This is a genomic window from Paenibacillus wuxiensis (assembly GCF_040195695.1).
Classification (GTDB): domain Bacteria; phylum Bacillota; class Bacilli; order Paenibacillales; family Paenibacillaceae; genus Paenibacillus_B; species Paenibacillus_B suaedae.
Genome location: NZ_JBEFZI010000008.1, coordinates 81,173 through 99,473, shown reverse-complemented (window position 1 = coordinate 99,473; position 18,301 = coordinate 81,173). Strand labels below are relative to the sequence as shown.

Below are 18,301 nucleotides of genomic sequence, written 5' to 3'. Positions count from 1 at the left end.
AGCGCCACCCTAATGGCAGCGCAATAAAAAAAGACGCACGTAATGTCGCAATTAGGGCAACCCGGCTGTCATCGCATTGTGAAATACATTAGACCCGTGGCTTTGCGTCCCCTGCTTTCGCTAGGGTTTGCCATTATCCAAATGTTACAGATTAAATGTCTATAGTAACATGTAAATGAACAGCTTGTATACAACTGTGCCTATAGGTACGCAAAATTCATCAAGTACCAGGTCTATCAACCCAGTTCGATATTTATGTATCTGCTTGCTCCGGGAATACATATGTGATGTACGAGTTATCGCTCGGCAATTGTCTTTTTCATTGGCTCTCCCAGTCTACAACTTTATTTTCATCTAACAGTCGAGACCATATTTCTAAGGCTATTTCCATTGGATTCAGTTAGATTGAAGACAAACTCCCGTGATATCTATACCGCGGGAGTTCTTTATGTTTTTTGTCTATAGTTCAATACGAAATTATCAGATACCATTAAGACTTCGCTCGAATTTAGTTAAAATCACATTGGCCGCTTCTACTGCACCACCAGCATTCTGAAAAGTTTCTGACAGTTTTTGCGCATTTTCCTGATATGTCCGATTCGTCAACACCTCAGATACCGCTGCTGCCAAATATTTTGGCTTCTTTCCTTTCAACTGTAAACCTGCACCCAGTTGAGCAACCCGATCAGCCACTAATCCTTGTTCGCTATGTTGCGGAAATAAAACCATTGGAACTCCAAAATAAAGGCTTTCATTCACACTATTCATACCGCAATGGGTAATAAATACATCGGCTGTTTGCAATACCGATATTTGATCCACGACGTTATTCACTGTAAAATTTCTTGGTATGTTGCCAAGAGAAGCAATCTCCGTTTTTTCACCAACTGACATCACAACATCATAGTCCGTATCTGCAAATGCCTGAATAACTTTTTGGTAAAAATCTTGATTTTGATTCAGTATCGTCCCAAGTGAAATGTAGATTAGTTTTCTATCTTTTTTATTAATCTGTATCGACGGAGACTGTCTGATGGATGGTCCGACAAAAGCATATCGCTCAGAAAACGTATCCGCCATCGGCTGGAATTCTTTCGAGGTATAGACAATGGTGTCTGTTTCATTATTATTTTGAACAATCGATACAACGTTCCCTATTTCATAACCATGATTCTTTAACAACTGAATTTTTCTGTTCATTCGGGGCCAACCCACGATCATCCTCCATACATCGATGCAACCACGCTTCATCAGTTTCGCGGTGTACTGATTAAAAGCAAAGGTAGTAGTCGAACAAACATATGGAATTTCTAGTTTTTTAGCAAATAATTTTCCCCAAAAGCATATAGAGTCAGATACAATACAATCCGGCTGAATTTCCCTTAATTCCTGACATACCTTCTCATCCAAAGCGATGGTAGTATCGGCAACCATCTCAATTAATGCTGTAAAATCTTTGCCAACCTTGCGATCCAATTCCTTTTGTGAAAGCTGGGGCAAGAACTCATCACAAGCAATGAATGCAGCACCAGCACCTTCTATTTTTCCCTGAAATTCTAGAAAGGAATAGTACCAAACTTGATGGCCTCTATTGACTAACTCGGCAACCACCGGAATGGTTGGATTGGTATGACCATGTGCGGGTATCGAAAAAAATACAATTTTGCTCATTCTGATTCATCTACCTCTCGCTCCGCTTTTTGGATCATCTCTACAAATTCCATGAAATGATTACTTCTTAAGAGAGCAATCCCTTTTGTCGCATCTTCCCCCAAGACAATCAGCTTATCACCAGCTTGTATCTGATACATTTCGCGTGCCTGTTTGGGAATGACAATCTGTCCCCGATCACCTACCTTCACAACACCAAAGAACTGCTTCCCCTTGGGGGCGAGCTGATTCGCCGCTTCTTCACTCATATCACGGGATAATTGATCCAGGGTTACTTGAAAAAGTTCAGCGAGTATCTTGCATTTAAAAATATCGGGCAAGGCCTCCCCATTTTCCCACTTTGCTACGGTCTGTCGTGATACGTTTACCTTCTCCGCTAATTGCTCCTGACTGAATTTATGCTTTTTACGCAACACACGAATATTCATACCAATCATATTTTTCATCTCCATATACGTTAAATATATAGAAGAACCAAGGTGAAAATCTATCAACAGTTCGCAACATTTTATGTTAAGAATTGTGGCGAAGAACAGGTCATAGATGAAGCTAACGTCGATAGCGCCGTATTCGATTTTGCGAACCAAAAGATCCTTAGGTACAAGCTCGTCGAAGGAGAACATGGAGGTTTGGGCAAGACGTCCTTTGCAACACATTTTTCGCAATATATCCAATACTTGTGCACTGTTATTTGTCCATATCATACCAAATTAATAGAGAATACAAACTGAGGTGTTCTGTTAAAGAACAAGACTGTCGACAGTCTTTCTGTATCCATTAGATGTATCGATGATGTCTAAATGCTTCTATTTTATTGAAGTAATAGGTTTTAACTTACTGTTCCCTTCTTTATAAATTGGCTAACATAGGTAAAGCAGATTATTTTAGGGGGCTGTTATTTTGAAAAAACGGATAACCATACTACTAGCATTCTTATCATTACTAGGGTTAACGGCATGCGGTAACACGATGCCGACAATTGATGAATTATTACAAAAAGCAATTGAAGCGCAGAAAAGTTTAAAGAGCTTCTCTGTAGATTTCGTTCAAACACAAACACTCACAGTAGACCATAATATAGAAGAGTCTAAGATAACAAATATAAGATTTGACTATACGAAGGAACCGATAGGTGTATATTTCGAAAATTCGATAAAGTCTGATGAAGTAAACCTAACGTTAAAAAAGTACGAAACGAATGAAGGATCATATTTCCTCCAATATGACGGTGAATGGAGAAAGTTGCCGGATGGTTCGATGAATCCAACTCAAATACGGAAAGATATGGATTTGAGCGAGCTCTTTAGAAAGATCAAGATGTATGTAAATGAAGTGGTCATTAATTCTGAAGGCAATGATTATATTGTGACAGTGAGTTTGGAAAATGAAAAGGCTAAGGAAGCGGAACATTTTTTGTGGTCGGAGTTACCAAGCAAGGAAGAGGATAAATTAGAACAGGAAAAGTCGGAGCAAAAGGGTAATAAACAAATCATGCTCGATATGAAAAACATAGTCATTAAATATCGGATCAATAAGGATAATTATTTTCTTATGAGTACCGCTTTAGAATATACCAAGTCAGGAGAAGAGTCCGGACGAAAAATTGAGGAGCATTTTGTAAGTAACTCAACATACACTAGACACAATGTGGTTCCTCAGATTAAAGTGCCACAGCATATTATAAAAAGCGCTCAATAAGAAGTTATTTTTCTACTGGTTGATTCCGCCGCATCTTTTGAATGCGGCGGTTTTTGCATATTCTTGACAGGACGAGCTATGATCGTGTATGATTTTCCTCGTAATACCATTTTATGATGATGAGGATTAGAAAGGGGATGGCGGTATTGTCAACTGTTCTTCAACGGAAATTGGCTTAAGACGGGAGAAGTCTGCCCATTTTTAGCTTAATGCCAATCGAAGAACAGTGGATAAAGAACCGATTCCTTTTTTCATATACAAGTACGCGTTCATGAACTTTGGGTGCAGAACCAAGCGGAACCAACAGACACGGTCTGTTCGTATTAGTCTGCAGCACTAAGGATAAATTGAACTACCTATTATGGGCTATTTGTATAGGGCAAGGCGATTCGTTCGCCTTGCCCTTTTTTGCATACACACAAGCAAATACTTTCTTTATGAAGCTGTTCTCTCGCTTGGCGTTGAGCATCATTTACGCACATGCAAAGGAGAGAATGAGATGAGTATGTTATCTGTAGAAGAAGTAACCCATTTTTATGGAGATAAGCGAGTATTTCTCGATATTAGCTTTCGCTTGCTTCCGGGGGAGCATGCCGGAATTGTAGGCAGCAACGGAGCGGGCAAATCAACATTGCTGCGTATCCTGTCCGGTGAGCTATTGCCGGATGCAGGGAAGGTGGAGTGGCTGCCTCATGTGAAGGTAGGTTATTTGCAGCAGCATATTGATCTGCAGCCTGGGATGACCGTGCTCGATTATTTGCGCGGGGCATTTGGTCACCTCTATGCCATGGAACAGAATTTGATGGAGCTGGCACACAAGATGGCCGAAGATGCTGACAATCTGGAGTTATGGCTTGCCAAGTATGGGGAGCTTCAGCATCGACTGGAGCATTCGGGATTTTATGAGATTGAAGTGAAACTGGAACAGATCGCAGCAGGCTTAGGGCTGCTTGATATTGGTCTGGATCGGGATGTCGAGAAGCTGAGCGGAGGTCAACGCACGAAGCTGCTTCTAGGAAGATTGCTCTTGGAAGAGCCCCATGTTCTCCTGCTGGATGAACCGACGAACTATTTGGATGAGGTGCACATTGATTGGCTGAAGGGCTATTTGAAGGGGTATAAGCAAGCCTTCTTGGTCATTTCCCATGATAATTCTTTCTTAAATGAAATTGCCACGTCGATCTTTCATGTCGAGCACCAGAATATTAAGCGTTATGTAGGCAACTACGAGGCATTCCGCAGCGTATACGAGCTTAATAATTTGCAGCAGCACGAAGCGTATAGCCGACAACAGAAGGAAATTGCCAGACTCGAAGATTTTGTTCAGAAAAATAAGATTCGCAAGGCGAAGCAGGCCAAGAGCCGCGAGAAGATGCTGGAACGCATGACGCGGATTGATCGACCAACTTCTGGTGCGAAGCCGCGGTTTTCTTTCCAAGTTCATGTGGAGCCTGAAGGTAGAATTATGAGGGCTGAACAGCTGCAAATCGGCTATGCGAAGCCGCTATGCTCGCCTCTGAATCTGTTGATGAAACGAGGAGAGAAGATTGCGATTGTCGGTCATAATGGGGTTGGCAAGACAACGCTGCTTAAGACGCTGCTTGGAGAATTAACCCCATTGCATGGCAATGTTCGTCAAGGAGAGCGGGTGAAGGTGGCTTATTTTGCCCAAGAGCTGTTCGTATCCGACGATTCCGCGCTTGATCAATTATGCGCATTCCGTACAGACATGACACATCAGCAGATACGCAAGCTGCTTGCGATGACTGGGTTGACGGAGGAGCATATTCGGCAGCCGCTCAGCTCGCTAAGCGGCGGAGAGCAGGCTAAGGTGCGATTATGCGAATTGATGCTGACGGACAGCAATGTGCTCGTGTTGGATGAACCGACGAATCACTTGGATACACGGGCGAAGGAGGCCCTTATAGAGGCGCTGCGCAGCTACACTGGTTCAGTGCTGCTGGTATCTCATGAGCCTGACTTTTATGCAGATTGGGTTACACAGGTGTGGTCGTTGAAATAAAGGCTGCTCGGTTTGCAGCTCGACCATAGTAGGGAGATTGCAGAAAGCTGCAGTCTCCCTTCTTTTCTTGGAAGCAAGAGAACATTCTCACTATTCATATTTTTTAACTGTGATATAATGTTGGTTAAAATAGGAAGGCGAGGTTATATGAATGCCACTTGAAACATTTACTGCTTCTGCACATCTGCAAGAGGGAATGGTTGTAAAGGCGAGATCACGGAATTTCGAGATTACGATTGACGAGCCGAAATCGCTGGGCGGTACGGATACGGCAATGAATCCGGTTGAAGTCGTACTGTGTGCGTTAGGCGCCTGCCAGTCCATCGTGGCAAGAGCATATGCCCGTAAATTCAATATTCAGCTGGAGCAATTTTGGGTGGAGCTTGAGGGGGATTTGGATACAGATGGCTTCATGAACAAATCTGACGTGCGCCGAGGCTATTCTGAAATTCGCTACAACATCCATGTGAAGAGCAATGCTTCCTATGAGCAGGTCGAACAATTCGTGCAGTTCATTGAGCGTACATGTCCGGTTGGGGATACGATTAGTGCTCCTGTTCGACTTGTATTGAATGGCATTATTCTGGAACAGGACTCTCCGCAGGTCACAACATAATGTAGGAGATGCACCGTAATCTTAATTGCGCCCCTGTACAGTAGGGATGATTCCACCTATGATGGAATAGAGACTACGACATGGAGGCAATTCAGATGAGCAATTCAATTCGACTACATGAAAATTTTGAACATGAACAATTGAACACGAACTTGATGTGGTACTCGCCGCCTCGAGCGTGGGAGATCAATCAAGAATCTGCAAAACTCATTGTTCGCACCGCCAAAGAAACCGATTACTGGCAAAAGACACATTATGGCTTTGAAGTCGATAATGGACATTTTCTATATACAGAAATTGAGGGGAACTTCAGGCTGACGACCAAGGTATATTCCTATCCTGTTCACCGTTATGACCAAGCAGGGCTAATGGTTCGCTATTCGCCAGACACTTGGCTCAAAACATCTGTAGAATATATTCCGGATGCCAGCAATAAGCTCGGCGCAGTGGTAACGAACCACGGATATTCGGACTGGTCAACCCAAGAGGTTGATAATGGGGATGCTCCGGTCTACTTCCGTATTTCCCGGATTAGCAATGACTTTTATGTCGATTACTCGCTGGATGGTGCCGCATGGAAGCAGCTTCGCATGACCCATTTGTTCGAGCAGGAGTCGAAGCCAATTCAAGTGGGCATCTATGCATGCAGTCCGCAGGGAGAAGGATATGAGGCACATTTTGATTACATAGCGATTGAAGAACTATCGGATGATCGAACTCAAGTGTATGCTTAATGTGTTCCTGTATGGAGAAAGTTTTTTACGTGACTGCCTTTGAGGTAGCCGATAGATTCGAAAAAAGGTCGAGTTAGTGGGTACATCTTATCCCAGAACTTGGCCTTTTTATTTTTCCTTGTGCTCCGTAGTGTATTTGACGATTGCCTCTACGTTTTTGGCTCCCAGAAAGCAAAGTTTTCTTCGTCGCCTTAACTCGCACCGGACTAAAACAGCTTCAGGAAGTTTACTCGGTCGCATTCAGATTTTTCTATTTAACCAATTTGCGTGAATTGCTCATGCCTTTCTATCCCAAAAAAATTAAGGTGTATATACAAACATATAGAAAGGGAGATTTTATGCAAAGCCTGCTGCAAGCTAAGAGCGTAACCAAACGATACAATTCCGTACAGAGACCTGCTTTGAACGGAATATCTTTTGACGTGCATGTTAGGGAATTTATCGGCATCATGGGGGCTTCTGGCTCCGGGAAAACGACACTGCTTAATGTATTATCCACCATTGACACACCGACAGACGGGGAAATTACCATTAACGGTGTAGATATCAGTAAACTTGACGATACTCGTGCAGCAGATTTCCGCAACGAGCATCTTGGATTTATTTTTCAGGAATATTTTTTGCTGGACAGTCTAACGGTCATGGAGAATATTGCTGTCCCCCTTGCTTTAAAAGGGCTGTCCGAAGGGGAAATCGACCGCTCCATACGCTCCTTGGCCGAACGCTTCGGCATATCCCAGCAGCTTGGGAAATATCCCAGTGAGTTGTCCGGCGGACAGAGGCAGCGGGTTGCGGCAGCAAGAGCTATTATTAAGAAGCCTGCGATCTTATTCGCGGACGAACCGACCGGAGCACTGGATTCCAATTCGGCCACCGAATTACTGCGAACGTTAAGCGAAGCTAACGAAGAATTGGGCACAACAATTCTGATGGTGACTCATGATGCGTACGCTGCAAGCTTTGCCAAGCGTATCCTGATTTTTAAGGACGGGCGGATTTTTAATGTGCTTGAACGCAAGACTCAAGATCAGCGCTCCTTTTATGAAACCATTCTGGAGCAGATTGCGCTGTTGGATGAGACGCGCTAAAAAGAGGTGTTGTAATGAAATTAACGACTATTGCTTTTAAAAATGTAAGGAAGAATCTATCGTTCTACTCGCTCTATCTATTTTCAGTCGCTCTAATTTTGACGGTTTTCTTCACCTTTATGTCATTTTCGCTAAATGACATCATGATGTCCAAAATATCGGAAGACGGCCGAGTAGAAACCATGACACGCACCATCTCCGTTTTTTTAATGGCTTTTGTATTATTTTATATGTCCTACTCCAATCAGTTTTTTATGAAGAGCCGGATGAAGGAACTGGGCATATATACGCTGCTAGGTTACCGAAAGTCTGCCATGCTTGCATTATTGACCATTGAGAACATCCTGATTAGTTTAGGAGCTCTTCTTATCGGGATCACTATGGGAGCGTTGGCCCACAAAGGGATCGTCGCAGGGGTCTCCTTGCTGCTTAATTTAGAGATTAATACCTCATCTATCCCGTTATTTAACGGAAAGGCCGTGCTTTATAGCGCTGTTTTTGTCTTTGTGGTTATTCTGGTGCTCAGCTTGTCCAACTGGAGGCTGCTTCGCAAAACGACGCTGTTACGTCTTGTCCGGCTTGAAAAAACAGTTGAAAAACCGATCAAGGTTCGCGTTTCTGCGGCCATATTGGGGCTGGTGCTCATGATCTCTGGCGATTTGTTCGCTATTGATGTCATGCGGGGCAAAGAGTCTCTGTGGAAATCCATCGGTGTTGCTCCGATGGGGCTGTCAATGGTGCTGATGATTGCAGTCGGGACTTCATTTGTTATTTACTCCTTTCTTCCGTATCTGTTCCGTAAGCTGGAACATCGGAAAAGCCTGCTGTACAAAGACATTGCAATTGTCACGATACCCAAGTTTATTTCCCGTATCCGAACCAACGCAAAAACCTTGATTATGCTGTCCCTGCTGATTGCCGGTACCTTGGGCGTATTCGGTTCTACAGCGTTGACCATGTATTATCCCGTGGCGGCAGTGAGTCGCATTATTCCGTCTGCGATGGAGTTCCCGATCGAGAAGCCGGATCAGGCAGATCGAGCTGTTCAAGCATTAAATGAGGCAATCGGTTCCGAGCAGTTTACAGCTCAACAATCTATGCTTATAAAGATCCAATCCCAATCGGACAACCTTCCAGCAGAATATGCCCTGGGGAGGGAGCCGGGATTTGAACTGATGGCTTTGTCGGACTATAATCGGTTATTGCATCAGCAGGGCAAGAAAGCGGAATATATACAATTGGAAGATAGCAACAGCATTTTGGTTAAATACCGTTCCGATCCGAAGCAGAGAGATGTCGGACAAATCTACCGGCTTTCTCTTCCTGATAACCAATTACTTGATATCACTGTACGGGACACAACGCTTTCAAATCCAATCGGATTTAATATCAGTGTAGGCACTCTGATCGTTTCAGATGAGATGTATCATCGTTTATCCGGGCTTGGACTCCCCAAGATTTCGGTCATGAGCATAGATGGCAAGAATTTAAGAGACAGCAGGGCGGCTTATGAGGCTCTGCGTCCAGTCTTGAAGGACAATCCCTATTTCGCGAGCTCTTATGCTCGGACGTATGACATCATGTCCGGCAACAGTTCCACCTTTTTATTGCTTGGCTTTCTGACAGTACTCTTCTTCATAGCGGCGGGAAGCATCCTATATTTCCATAACATCTCGGCCGTTTCCTATGAACAGAGCGATTATGAGATCCTCGGTAAGATGGGTTACAGTAAGAAGAAAATAAAGAAAGTGATTCGAAGTCAAATTCTTATGATGTATGCAATCCCTCTCGGTATCGGTCTTTTCCACAGCATTTGCGGGCTGATTTGCTATAAAGGGCTGCTCATCGACGATATTTTGGGACAAAGCTGGCAGATTTTTGTTCCGGTCGCAATGTCCCTGGTTATTGCCGGAGTTATATTCGGCATCTATTATTTGATTACGAGACGCGCTTGTTATCGGACTGTATTTCTCCGGTAATGGAGTTCAATTCATGGATTATCGCGGACGGAGGCGATCCCTTTTCAAAACAGATATCTGTACAGACAAATAATGCTGATCGTTAATGAACTACTAATTATCGCTTACCTCGTGTATGGACATTTATCCGGTTTTCGGAGTGATATAGACGTTGCGGATGTGATCATGCTGGTGCTCATGTTTGTAATCACGCTGGATGCCGTATACATCAGCAGCATGAATCTGAAAAACAGCGGAGTATTGACCCGGTTTACGTGGCTGTTAATCTTGTCTGGCTGGTATACCTTGCTAAGCATCGATTCAGGAGACGAGCAGTTTGCCCAACTGCTCTCTTTCTGTGGTTCGGTGCTGTTATACGCAGTCTACCGATTTATATCGGCCTTTCTCTTTCAGGATGCGGCGTACTTATACAAGAAACAGGCCGACATCCTATTGAAAGGTGCTTGCGTATTCACGGTATTTTTGGGTTTGATTCAAGACTCATGGTTTCATTTGTTTTACTTGTTCCAGCTTGTGCTTAGCTTTGGAGTAGGCATTGGCCTGTGTTATGTACATCGGAAGCGGATTCTATTTGTGCTCCGCAACGAATGGAAGCAGTTCGGCGTACCTGCTTTAACGGCAGCTCTGATTTTTTTCGGCTATGTGCTGTACTTTGGTACAAACCCGGAATTCGTAGAGGGTCTTGGCATTTATCCATTTCTCTTTCTGCCTTTATTAAGCATTCACCGGATTGCGCTAACACATGCGGAAGATTTCCCTGTCATGTTGTTTCGTAGGAAATCAATGCTCATTCTTATGGGCGGAATCATATCCCTGTTTAGCCTAATTACTCTGCTGCTGCGGCTTAAGCCAAGCGAATTTTCTGTCATTCTTCATGGAATGCTTTTGTGCATGCAAGCTTATACCTTGCTCCTGTATGTTTTTGCCAAAAACCAGTCGGACTCGGCATGCGACAGCTCGATGCAGAATATAGACAGCCATTATGCGCAAACTTTGCTGCAGATCAAACGAGAAGAAGCTATCCAAAGAGATTTCTCGCATTACCTTCATGACGGTATTCTTCAGGATTTGCTTTCCATCCGTAATATGATGAACAAATCGGATCGCACCGAAATCCGAGGGTTAATCATGGAAGCGTTGGACCGCCTAAATCTGTCGATCCGACAGCAGATGCAGGAGTACCAACCGGCCCTGCTTAATACCCTTACATTGAAAGAAAATTTAAGGAATCTATTGAGTATGGTTCAGCAAACGTATCCAACCAGAAGGTTTGCCATTTCATTTGAGTGCGACGATACTTTCTTTCTGGTAGAGCCCTACAATTATATGATGTATCGAATGCTTAAGGAGCTTGCCACTAACGCCTTTAAGCACTCGCACGGAACCTCTCTGGACATCCGTCTCTCTCTTGATCTTGAGCAGGTTAAGCTAAGGGTTCAAGATAACGGTATTGGCTTGGAGAATTTTGAATCTGCAGGGGATGGATTACCAAAGGGATTGCAGTCGATTCGGGAACAGCTTGCTCTGATTGATGGCTCCATTACCTTGGAAGAGGCCCACGGTGGAGGATTGTGTGTTACAGTAAAGTTCTTGATGAAAGGAGAGGGCTCATATGCACATTATCTTGATCGATGATCATGCTTTGTTCGCGAAAAGCCTGGAAATCGCACTGGAAGGCACGCCTGAAATCGAGCGGTTTCAATCCGTTACGGATACTGCTCTGGCAGTTTCCGTGATCATCAAAGAGCAGCCTGATATTATATTGATGGATATCCACCTTAATTCCTCGGCCAGTGAGGATGGGATAATGCTTGCCAAAAAAGTGTTACGCGAAATTCCGAATGCCCGAATTGTTATGTTGACCGGCTATGATCTACCGGTATACAGGTATGAAGCACAAAAAATAGGGGCGAAAGGATTCTTGAATAAAAATATGAACCCTGAAGAGGTGGTTCGTGCACTGCTGCAAATTCAAGACGGGGAGACCTATTTCCCTGCTTCCATCGATTTTATAGAGACGTTGACAGATAGTGAAAAGCAGATTCTCCAGCTCTTAAGCGACGGATACAAGCGAAAAGAAATAGCCGGCAAGCTGCATATCAGCGAGCGAACCGTGTCGAATCATCTGCAGCATACGTTTGAGAAACTGAATGTAACCTCGTCGCTTGAAGCCGTTGCGAAAGGAATTCAATTTGGCTACATACAACCTACGTTCAAGATGATTTAATGGGATATTTCATAGGGAGGCCAATCGGCGCTCTTAGAACGGACATATCTGCTATTCATAAGTGTTGTTCCTGCTATCGTCGGGGTCGAGCGTGATGGAATTAGGCTCTTCCACGCTAGTTCCTGTATGTTCCGCCCAGATTAAGTTGAATGCAGGGGCATTTTCGTGCATAGTAGAGGGTGAGGACAGTACGGAACTACTACAATAGAATGGGGAACAATCTTGAAAACGTTCAAAAAAGTCTATATAGAGCTGACCAGTGTATGCAACTTGGCTTGTACGTTCTGTCCGCCGACAGAACGCAAAGCGAACTTCATGAAGCTGGATGCATTCAATCATATTCTAGATGAGATTAAGCCGCATACGAATCATATTTATTTGCATGTCAAAGGAGAGCCCTTGCTCCATCCGAAGATCGATGAACTATTAGACGCAGCCCATGAGAAGGGCTTCAAGGTCAACATTACGACGAATGGTACGCTTATACGCAAGAACAAGCATAAGCTGCTTGGCAAGCCAGCGCTGCGCCAGATGAACTTCTCGCTTCACAGCTTCGATGGTCATATTGGCTCGGAGAACCGCGACAAGTATCTTGCTGATATTTTGGAGTTCGTGCGTGAAGCTGAAGAGCATAAGGTTATCTTCTCGTTTCGACTATGGAATTTGACACAGGATAATAAGACGAATATGGAGCGCAATCGCAACCGCGAGACGCTTGAAATTATTGAAAAAGAATTCAATTTGGACTATCGAATTGAAGAAAAAATTATCCCAGGCAGTGGTGTTAAGATCGCAGATCGTGTTTATTTGAATCAAGACCATGAATTTGAATGGCCAAGCTTGAGCGCTCCGGAGGATGATGGCAAAGGCTTCTGCCATGCGCTTCGTTCCCAAGCAGCGATACTCGTGGACGGAACCGTTGTACCGTGCTGCTTGGATGGCGAAGGAGTTATTAATCTCGGCAACGTGAACCGTGACTCATTCTCAGAGATTGTTGAAAGTGAGCGAGCGAACAACTTGTTCTACGGATTCTCCCGGAGAGAAGCTGTAGAGGAGTTGTGCCGCAAGTGTGGGTATCGCAAGCGGTTTGGCACATAGCTGAATGATGTAAATCTGAGCGACAGCAGCGCATGAAGGTAGGAAGCATGCCCTTCTCTCGAAATAAGTTGAAAGTTGAAGTCCTTACCATCCTCGCGAGGGTGATAAGGGCTTATTTGTTTTAGTATTGTTGCGATGCTCTAATTTAAGGAAGAATATATTTCAAGGGTTTATCAAAATGTTTCAAGGTTGTAAAATGTTGATATATAAACAACAGGAGATTTTTTATCCGTAGAATCTATCCCTTCAGAAATTCTTCAGAACTCATTAAGAACTCATTCAGAGCAAACTCCCTATGATCCCAAGACATGTTGGATATGATAATAACAACCAAGGATACGAGCGAAAGGGAGACGTCAAATGAGTGTGAACATGATTCGGGAAAAGCTACTGTTCTTAAATACATTTTTTCGAACGCCCAAACAGATAGGGAGCATTACGCCAAGCTCACGATTTCTCGCGCAGCGCATGATGGATGCTGTGGACTGGCAAGAGGTGCAGCATGTTGCCGAATTAGGCGCGGGAACAGGGGCCATTACCAGATTTATCGATACGGTTAAACGTGATACGGCCAGAGTGATTTTGTTCGAGAAGGATCCATTGTTGCTGGCGCGTTTGCAGGATAACTATCCCGAATACGCTGCTTATCCGGATGCTGGTGAGCTAGGCAAGATATTGGGGGATGAAAGTAGGGAGAAGCTGGATTGTGTGCTGAGCGGGCTGCCATTCTTCAACTTCCCGCAGCAGTTGCGTGATCATCTGATCGAGGAAATTTACGCATCGCTTAAGCCGGGAGGTTTATTCGTTGCATTCCAATACTCTCAACAAATGAAGCCGCAATTGGCTCGCTATTTTGATATCGAGAATATTCATTTTGTGTTTCTGAACGTTCCACCAGCCTTCGTATATGTATGCCGGAAAGGGAGCGGGTTGCAGTAATCGGGTATTCGGCCTTCGACTCTCGATCCTTTTGGGAGTTGAATATCATTTCTTTTTCAATTGGATTGTTCATACACTTCTCTTAAGCTGTATACTTGCTTTACAGAAAGGAGAGTAAGGATGGGATGAGTCAAGGGATATTAGTAACAGATGATGATGCGGACATACGAGATGTGCTCCGCATTTACTTGCACAATGAAGGTTATACCGTGTTTGAGGCAGCAGATGGGATTCAGGCATTGGAACTGCTGCAGCATGAACATATTGATCTTATTATTCTGGACGTGATGATGCCGAATATGGATGGTATGCAGGCATGCATGGCCATTCGCCAACATACGAAGGTGCCGATTATCATGCTCTCCGCCAAAGGAGAGAGTCTGGATAAGATCACTGGACTTCATACAGGTGCGGATGATTATATCGCCAAGCCATTTCATCCGATGGAGCTTCTGGCGAGGGTGAAGGCTCAATTGCGCAGACAATCTTTCGCGGAACAGGAAGAACGCATCATGCAGGCGCCCCCGATTTCAGATGAAACGTTTATCGAAATAAAGGATTTATGCATATATCCGGAACGGCATCTCGTTATTGTTCGGGGGAAGGAAGTGCTGCTCACCCCTACTGAATTCTCGATATTGGAGCGGCTGGCACGGCGGCGGGGGCATGTATTCAGCATTGATAAGCTTATTGAATTGGTCTGGAAGGAAGACAAATTCATCACGGACAATACAGTAATGGTGCACATCCGCAATATTCGAGAAAAGATTGAAGAGAACCCTAGAGAGCCTCAGTATATTAAGACCGTATGGGGAGTGGGGTATCGGATTGAATAGAAGGATATGGGCGATGCTGCATGGTAAGCATAACATCCGAGGACGTTTGTTCTGGTTTGCGCTTCTCAGCTTGTTTTGTACCTTTATTACAATGGCGCTCATGGATACGGTATCGTCCTATTTAATAGGTCACGGTGTCAGTCCATTAGTGTTTCTGTTTCTATACCTTGCATACTTCTTTCTCTTTACACGTGGTTTACTACAAGATTTAAAGAGATTGACAGAGGGGATCTTGTCTATTGCTGAGGGAGATCTGCAATCCCGTGTAACCTTGGATAGACAGGATGAACTCGGCATTATTGCAGATTCTATTAACCATATGGCGGGACAGTTGCAGCGGATGATCGAGAAAGAGCGTCTTACCGAGCAGATGAAGATGGAGCTTATTACGAATGTCTCGCATGATTTACGCACACCGCTGACGAGTCTGATTGGATACTTGAACTTGTTGCAGCAAGAGGAGGCAGCGAGCAAGGAAGAGCAGCTGCGCTACCTTCACAATGCATGCCGGAAGACCGAGCAGCTTAGCCAGCTGATCAATGATTTGTTCGAATATACAAGACTAGCTGACAATCGAGTGGAAATCGAGCGCTCTCGTCTTGATTTGAGCGGACTGCTCCGCCAATTGCTTGTTGAATTTGAACCGTTGGCAAGAGAGGCGTCACTCAAGATTCGACTTGTCCATGCATCCCAACGTGCGATAATGATAATGGCAGATGCAGAACTGCTTGTTCGAGCAATGGATAACTTACTAATGAATGCGTACAAGTTCTCGGTAAGGCCCGGAGAAATTACGGTGCGGCTCTGGGAGCAGAATTATACAGTATGGCTGGAAATAGAGAACTGGGGGCAGCCTATTACGAAGGAACAGGAGCAGCGATTGTTCGAGCGGTTCTATAAGGCGGAAGCCTCTCGTAACGATCAACACGATAGCCCCGGGGCGGGTCTCGGCCTATCTATTGCCTATCATATTGCAAGACTGCATCGTGGTCAGCTCAGCATGTCGCATGAGGAGGGGAGGTTCACGTTCCGTCTGGAGCTCCCGCTGGACAGTCAGTAACAATGGATAAGTCTGGTTTCTCCCCTATACCATGGAGTCAATAGAATAGATCTAGTAGGAGAGGGCACATTTCCAGTTCATTTGGGAATGTGCTTTTTTATGGTGTTGATAAGGAGACGATCACCTAAGCAATCAATCAACAATCTTAGGAGTGATCTATTTCGTGGATAAAATAACCATAAAAGGATTGCATCGTCTTCACAATACAGGAATGATATGGTATCACTAGCATATGGATCGCGAGAGAATCACTCAGGAGGAAATTATGAATCTAGTACTGCATATGGTGAAGTCATTATGCCTCAGCTTTTTTGCATTGATCATGATAATGCTCATTGTCCTATTTCCACGCAAGCTGGACATCGGCATGGAAGGCTATAAGATGACAGCGACGTATCAGTTCAGCTGGTCGCAGTATGCCGAGAACATCACAGGATTTATACACGGTATCTTTGTTGACAATACCTTAGGCGTAAATCGTTACGGGGAAGCTGTAGGTTCTGAGGTGCTGACAGTGATGGGGAACAGCCTAACTATTATTGTGATTGGCTTTCTATTAAGTTTTATATTGGGCTTGTTGAAAGGGATTGCTGACTATAAGCTGTACAAGTCGAAGTGGAATGTGATCGGGAACGGAACGACTTGGTTGTTTCAATCGGTGCCTGACTTCATGGTCGTGCTGCTCATTCAATGGTTTGTTATTCGATACATGCCGTTTATTCATTTCTTTGAGCAAAAAGAATGGTATGCCTTCCTCATTCCATCTGTACTTGTATCCGTATATCCGGCTATGTATATTGCACGAATTACGAGCGCTGCAATTGCGGCGCAGGAAGGACAGATGTACATTCAAGTTGCCAAAGCGAAGGGAGTCGCGCAGCGAATGATTTTGTTCAAGCACGTTGGCCGCAACAGTATGGGAACGATTTTGTCCCACCTGCCTTCCTTGTTCGGATACACCCTGTCTAATTTACTAATGGTTGAATACTTAATGAGTTATCCTGGTGCCGCTCACCGTTTGTTCCAAGCGATTGATTATGATACTAGCTTCGGATCGGGAGTGAATTATGAGCCGGGTGTCATTATCGGGATTGCTTTCTGTTTTACGATTATGGTGGTGCTAGTTCAGTGGATTGCCTTGCTGGCCAAGCGTTCCATTGCGCCGACATCGAGATAAAGGAGTGTCCTCATTGAAAAACTACACACTATGGATCGGTGGGGCAATGCTCGCCTTGGTTTTATTTGTGATGTACCTTGGTCCAGAATTGCCGTTCATAGACAAGTCGCTTACACCCGAAAAGCATAGATGGTCAGAGCAGGGCAAGCTCATGCTGCCTCCCTACAAAGCTTCGGATCTGAACTGGCTTGGCTCGGATAAGAAAGGCGTCGACAACTTGAGCAAGCTCGTGGTAGGAACCAAGGAGACGGTCTATATCGTCTTCTTCATTGCTCTGCTGCGCTATATAATTGCAGTACCATTAGGCGTGCTCGCGTATAAGCAGAAGGGAGTTGCTCATTGGCTGGTAACAAGCTTGAATCAGATATTCACGTTTCTGCCTGTTATTTTCTCAGCTATTCTATTACTGAGTATGCCGTTCATCCAATATTCGAGCAATCGTATTCTATGGGTAATCCCAATTCTCGCTTTGCTTGAGGTGGGGCGAGTGGCACATATTGTGCAGCAGCAAGCGAACCATATCTCGCACGAATTATTTGTAGAAGCAGGAGAGTCGCTTGGATTAAGTGGATGGCGCCTGATTCGAAATTATTATATGCCGTCGCTTGTACCGGAGATCGTCATTAATTTCTGTATTGATTTGGGCAAGGTCATGCTGCTTATCGGACAATTAGGTGTGTTGAGTATTTTCTTGACGCACAATTGGGCCGAGGTTGATTACTTCACCATGAAATTTGTGAATACAAGCACCAACTGGGTGTCCTTGCTTGCAGAGACGCGCGCGGATATTTATTTAAGCAAGTTCACTTTCGTATTTTATCCCGCGCTCGCTATTCTGTTCACGGTGCTCACCTTCAATCTATTGGGAGAGGGCTTACGACGCCACTTCAACCGCCGTATGGGCTCCTATTTATAGAAGACAGAGAGACGCAATACGATGCGAATTTTGAAATCATCACGTTCGACAGAGACAGAATCCAGCAGGCAGAGAATCGAGCGGAGACAGACAAATCTGGCTTGGCGTTATGCAGAAGGATAGCAAGCTTAGCTTCTTCGTAGAGTGGGAAGAGCAGGATATCTTCATGACATACGATGTTCATAAATAGAGTGGGGAAATGCATTGCTCCGATTGGATATTTGCTTTAGATTATAGAA

The 18,301-nt window shown here is 44.4% G+C and carries 16 protein-coding genes and 1 riboswitch; of the genes, 14 read left to right on the top strand and 2 right to left on the bottom strand.

What is annotated here, in order from left to right; translation table 11 throughout:
* Positions 1 to 52: 52 nt before the first annotated feature.
* Positions 53 to 142: riboswitch (cyclic di-GMP riboswitch) on the bottom strand.
* A 338-nt stretch (positions 143 to 480) separates the two neighbouring features.
* Together ABN764_RS19275 and ABN764_RS19270 are read right to left on the bottom strand one after the other, a co-directional pair.
* The gene (locus tag ABN764_RS19275; RefSeq protein WP_446672774.1) at positions 481 to 1,671 is read right to left on the bottom strand and encodes a macrolide family glycosyltransferase; all 1,191 of its coding nucleotides are present in this window, start codon (positions 1,669 to 1,671) and stop codon (positions 481 to 483) included.
* Complete coding sequence (locus ABN764_RS19270) at positions 1,668 to 2,108, bottom strand: helix-turn-helix transcriptional regulator (RefSeq protein WP_268625075.1); 441 nt, start codon at positions 2,106 to 2,108, stop codon at positions 1,668 to 1,670. Before ABN764_RS19270 ends, ABN764_RS19275 begins: the two co-directional genes overlap by 4 nt.
* Positions 2,109 to 2,571: 463 nt before the next feature.
* Between ABN764_RS19270 and ABN764_RS19265 the strand changes: the two genes are divergently transcribed.
* From ABN764_RS19265 to ABN764_RS19200, 14 genes are all read left to right on the top strand, one after another.
* Positions 2,572 to 3,369: a DUF6612 family protein gene (locus tag ABN764_RS19265; RefSeq protein WP_268625076.1), complete on the top strand. Its 798-nt coding sequence runs from the start codon at positions 2,572 to 2,574 to the stop codon at positions 3,367 to 3,369.
* A 499-nt stretch (positions 3,370 to 3,868) separates the two neighbouring features.
* Positions 3,869 to 5,392 (top strand): ABC-F family ATP-binding cassette domain-containing protein, encoded by a 1,524-nt coding sequence (locus tag ABN764_RS19260; RefSeq protein ID WP_072730123.1) that lies wholly within the window; start codon positions 3,869 to 3,871, stop codon positions 5,390 to 5,392.
* A 151-nt stretch (positions 5,393 to 5,543) separates the two neighbouring features.
* Positions 5,544 to 6,008, top strand: coding sequence for an OsmC family protein (locus ABN764_RS19255; protein WP_174807836.1), 465 nt, complete (start codon positions 5,544 to 5,546; stop codon positions 6,006 to 6,008).
* Positions 6,009 to 6,103: 95 nt separating this feature from the next.
* Positions 6,104 to 6,742: a DUF1349 domain-containing protein gene (locus tag ABN764_RS19250; RefSeq protein WP_174807837.1), complete on the top strand. Its 639-nt coding sequence runs from the start codon at positions 6,104 to 6,106 to the stop codon at positions 6,740 to 6,742.
* 338 nt (positions 6,743 to 7,080) lie between these two features.
* Positions 7,081 to 7,830 (top strand): ABC transporter ATP-binding protein, encoded by a 750-nt coding sequence (locus tag ABN764_RS19245; protein WP_446672773.1) that lies wholly within the window; start codon positions 7,081 to 7,083, stop codon positions 7,828 to 7,830.
* A gap of 14 nt (positions 7,831 to 7,844) precedes the next feature.
* Complete coding sequence (locus ABN764_RS19240) at positions 7,845 to 9,809, top strand: ABC transporter permease (RefSeq protein WP_446672772.1); 1,965 nt, start codon at positions 7,845 to 7,847, stop codon at positions 9,807 to 9,809.
* 72 nt (positions 9,810 to 9,881) lie between these two features.
* On the top strand, positions 9,882 to 11,444 hold the full coding sequence (locus ABN764_RS19235; protein ID WP_446672771.1) for a sensor histidine kinase: 1,563 nt from the start codon (positions 9,882 to 9,884) through the stop codon (positions 11,442 to 11,444).
* Positions 11,422 to 12,036: a response regulator transcription factor gene (locus ABN764_RS19230; RefSeq protein ID WP_446672770.1), complete on the top strand. Its 615-nt coding sequence runs from the start codon at positions 11,422 to 11,424 to the stop codon at positions 12,034 to 12,036. The genes ABN764_RS19235 and ABN764_RS19230 overlap by 23 nt, the downstream gene beginning before the upstream one ends.
* A gap of 222 nt (positions 12,037 to 12,258) precedes the next feature.
* Positions 12,259 to 13,134, top strand: coding sequence for a radical SAM/SPASM domain-containing protein (locus ABN764_RS19225; protein ID WP_268625082.1), 876 nt, complete (start codon positions 12,259 to 12,261; stop codon positions 13,132 to 13,134).
* A gap of 360 nt (positions 13,135 to 13,494) precedes the next feature.
* Positions 13,495 to 14,073: a class I SAM-dependent methyltransferase gene (locus tag ABN764_RS19220; protein ID WP_174807843.1), complete on the top strand. Its 579-nt coding sequence runs from the start codon at positions 13,495 to 13,497 to the stop codon at positions 14,071 to 14,073.
* 125 nt (positions 14,074 to 14,198) lie between these two features.
* Positions 14,199 to 14,909, top strand: coding sequence for a response regulator transcription factor (locus tag ABN764_RS19215; RefSeq protein WP_021255341.1), 711 nt, complete (start codon positions 14,199 to 14,201; stop codon positions 14,907 to 14,909).
* The gene (locus tag ABN764_RS19210) at positions 14,902 to 15,969 is read left to right on the top strand and encodes a HAMP domain-containing sensor histidine kinase (protein ID WP_446672769.1); all 1,068 of its coding nucleotides are present in this window, start codon (positions 14,902 to 14,904) and stop codon (positions 15,967 to 15,969) included. The genes ABN764_RS19215 and ABN764_RS19210 overlap by 8 nt, the downstream gene beginning before the upstream one ends.
* A gap of 265 nt (positions 15,970 to 16,234) precedes the next feature.
* Entirely contained in the window at positions 16,235 to 17,146 is a 912-nt protein-coding gene (locus ABN764_RS19205) for an ABC transporter permease subunit (RefSeq protein ID WP_446672768.1), read from the top strand.
* 13 nt (positions 17,147 to 17,159) lie between these two features.
* Positions 17,160 to 18,062 carry an ABC transporter permease gene (locus ABN764_RS19200; protein ID WP_138184433.1) on the top strand — a complete coding sequence of 301 codons (903 nt, stop codon included), beginning with the start codon at positions 17,160 to 17,162 and terminating at the stop codon, positions 18,060 to 18,062.
* Positions 18,063 to 18,301: the final 239 nt, after the last annotated feature.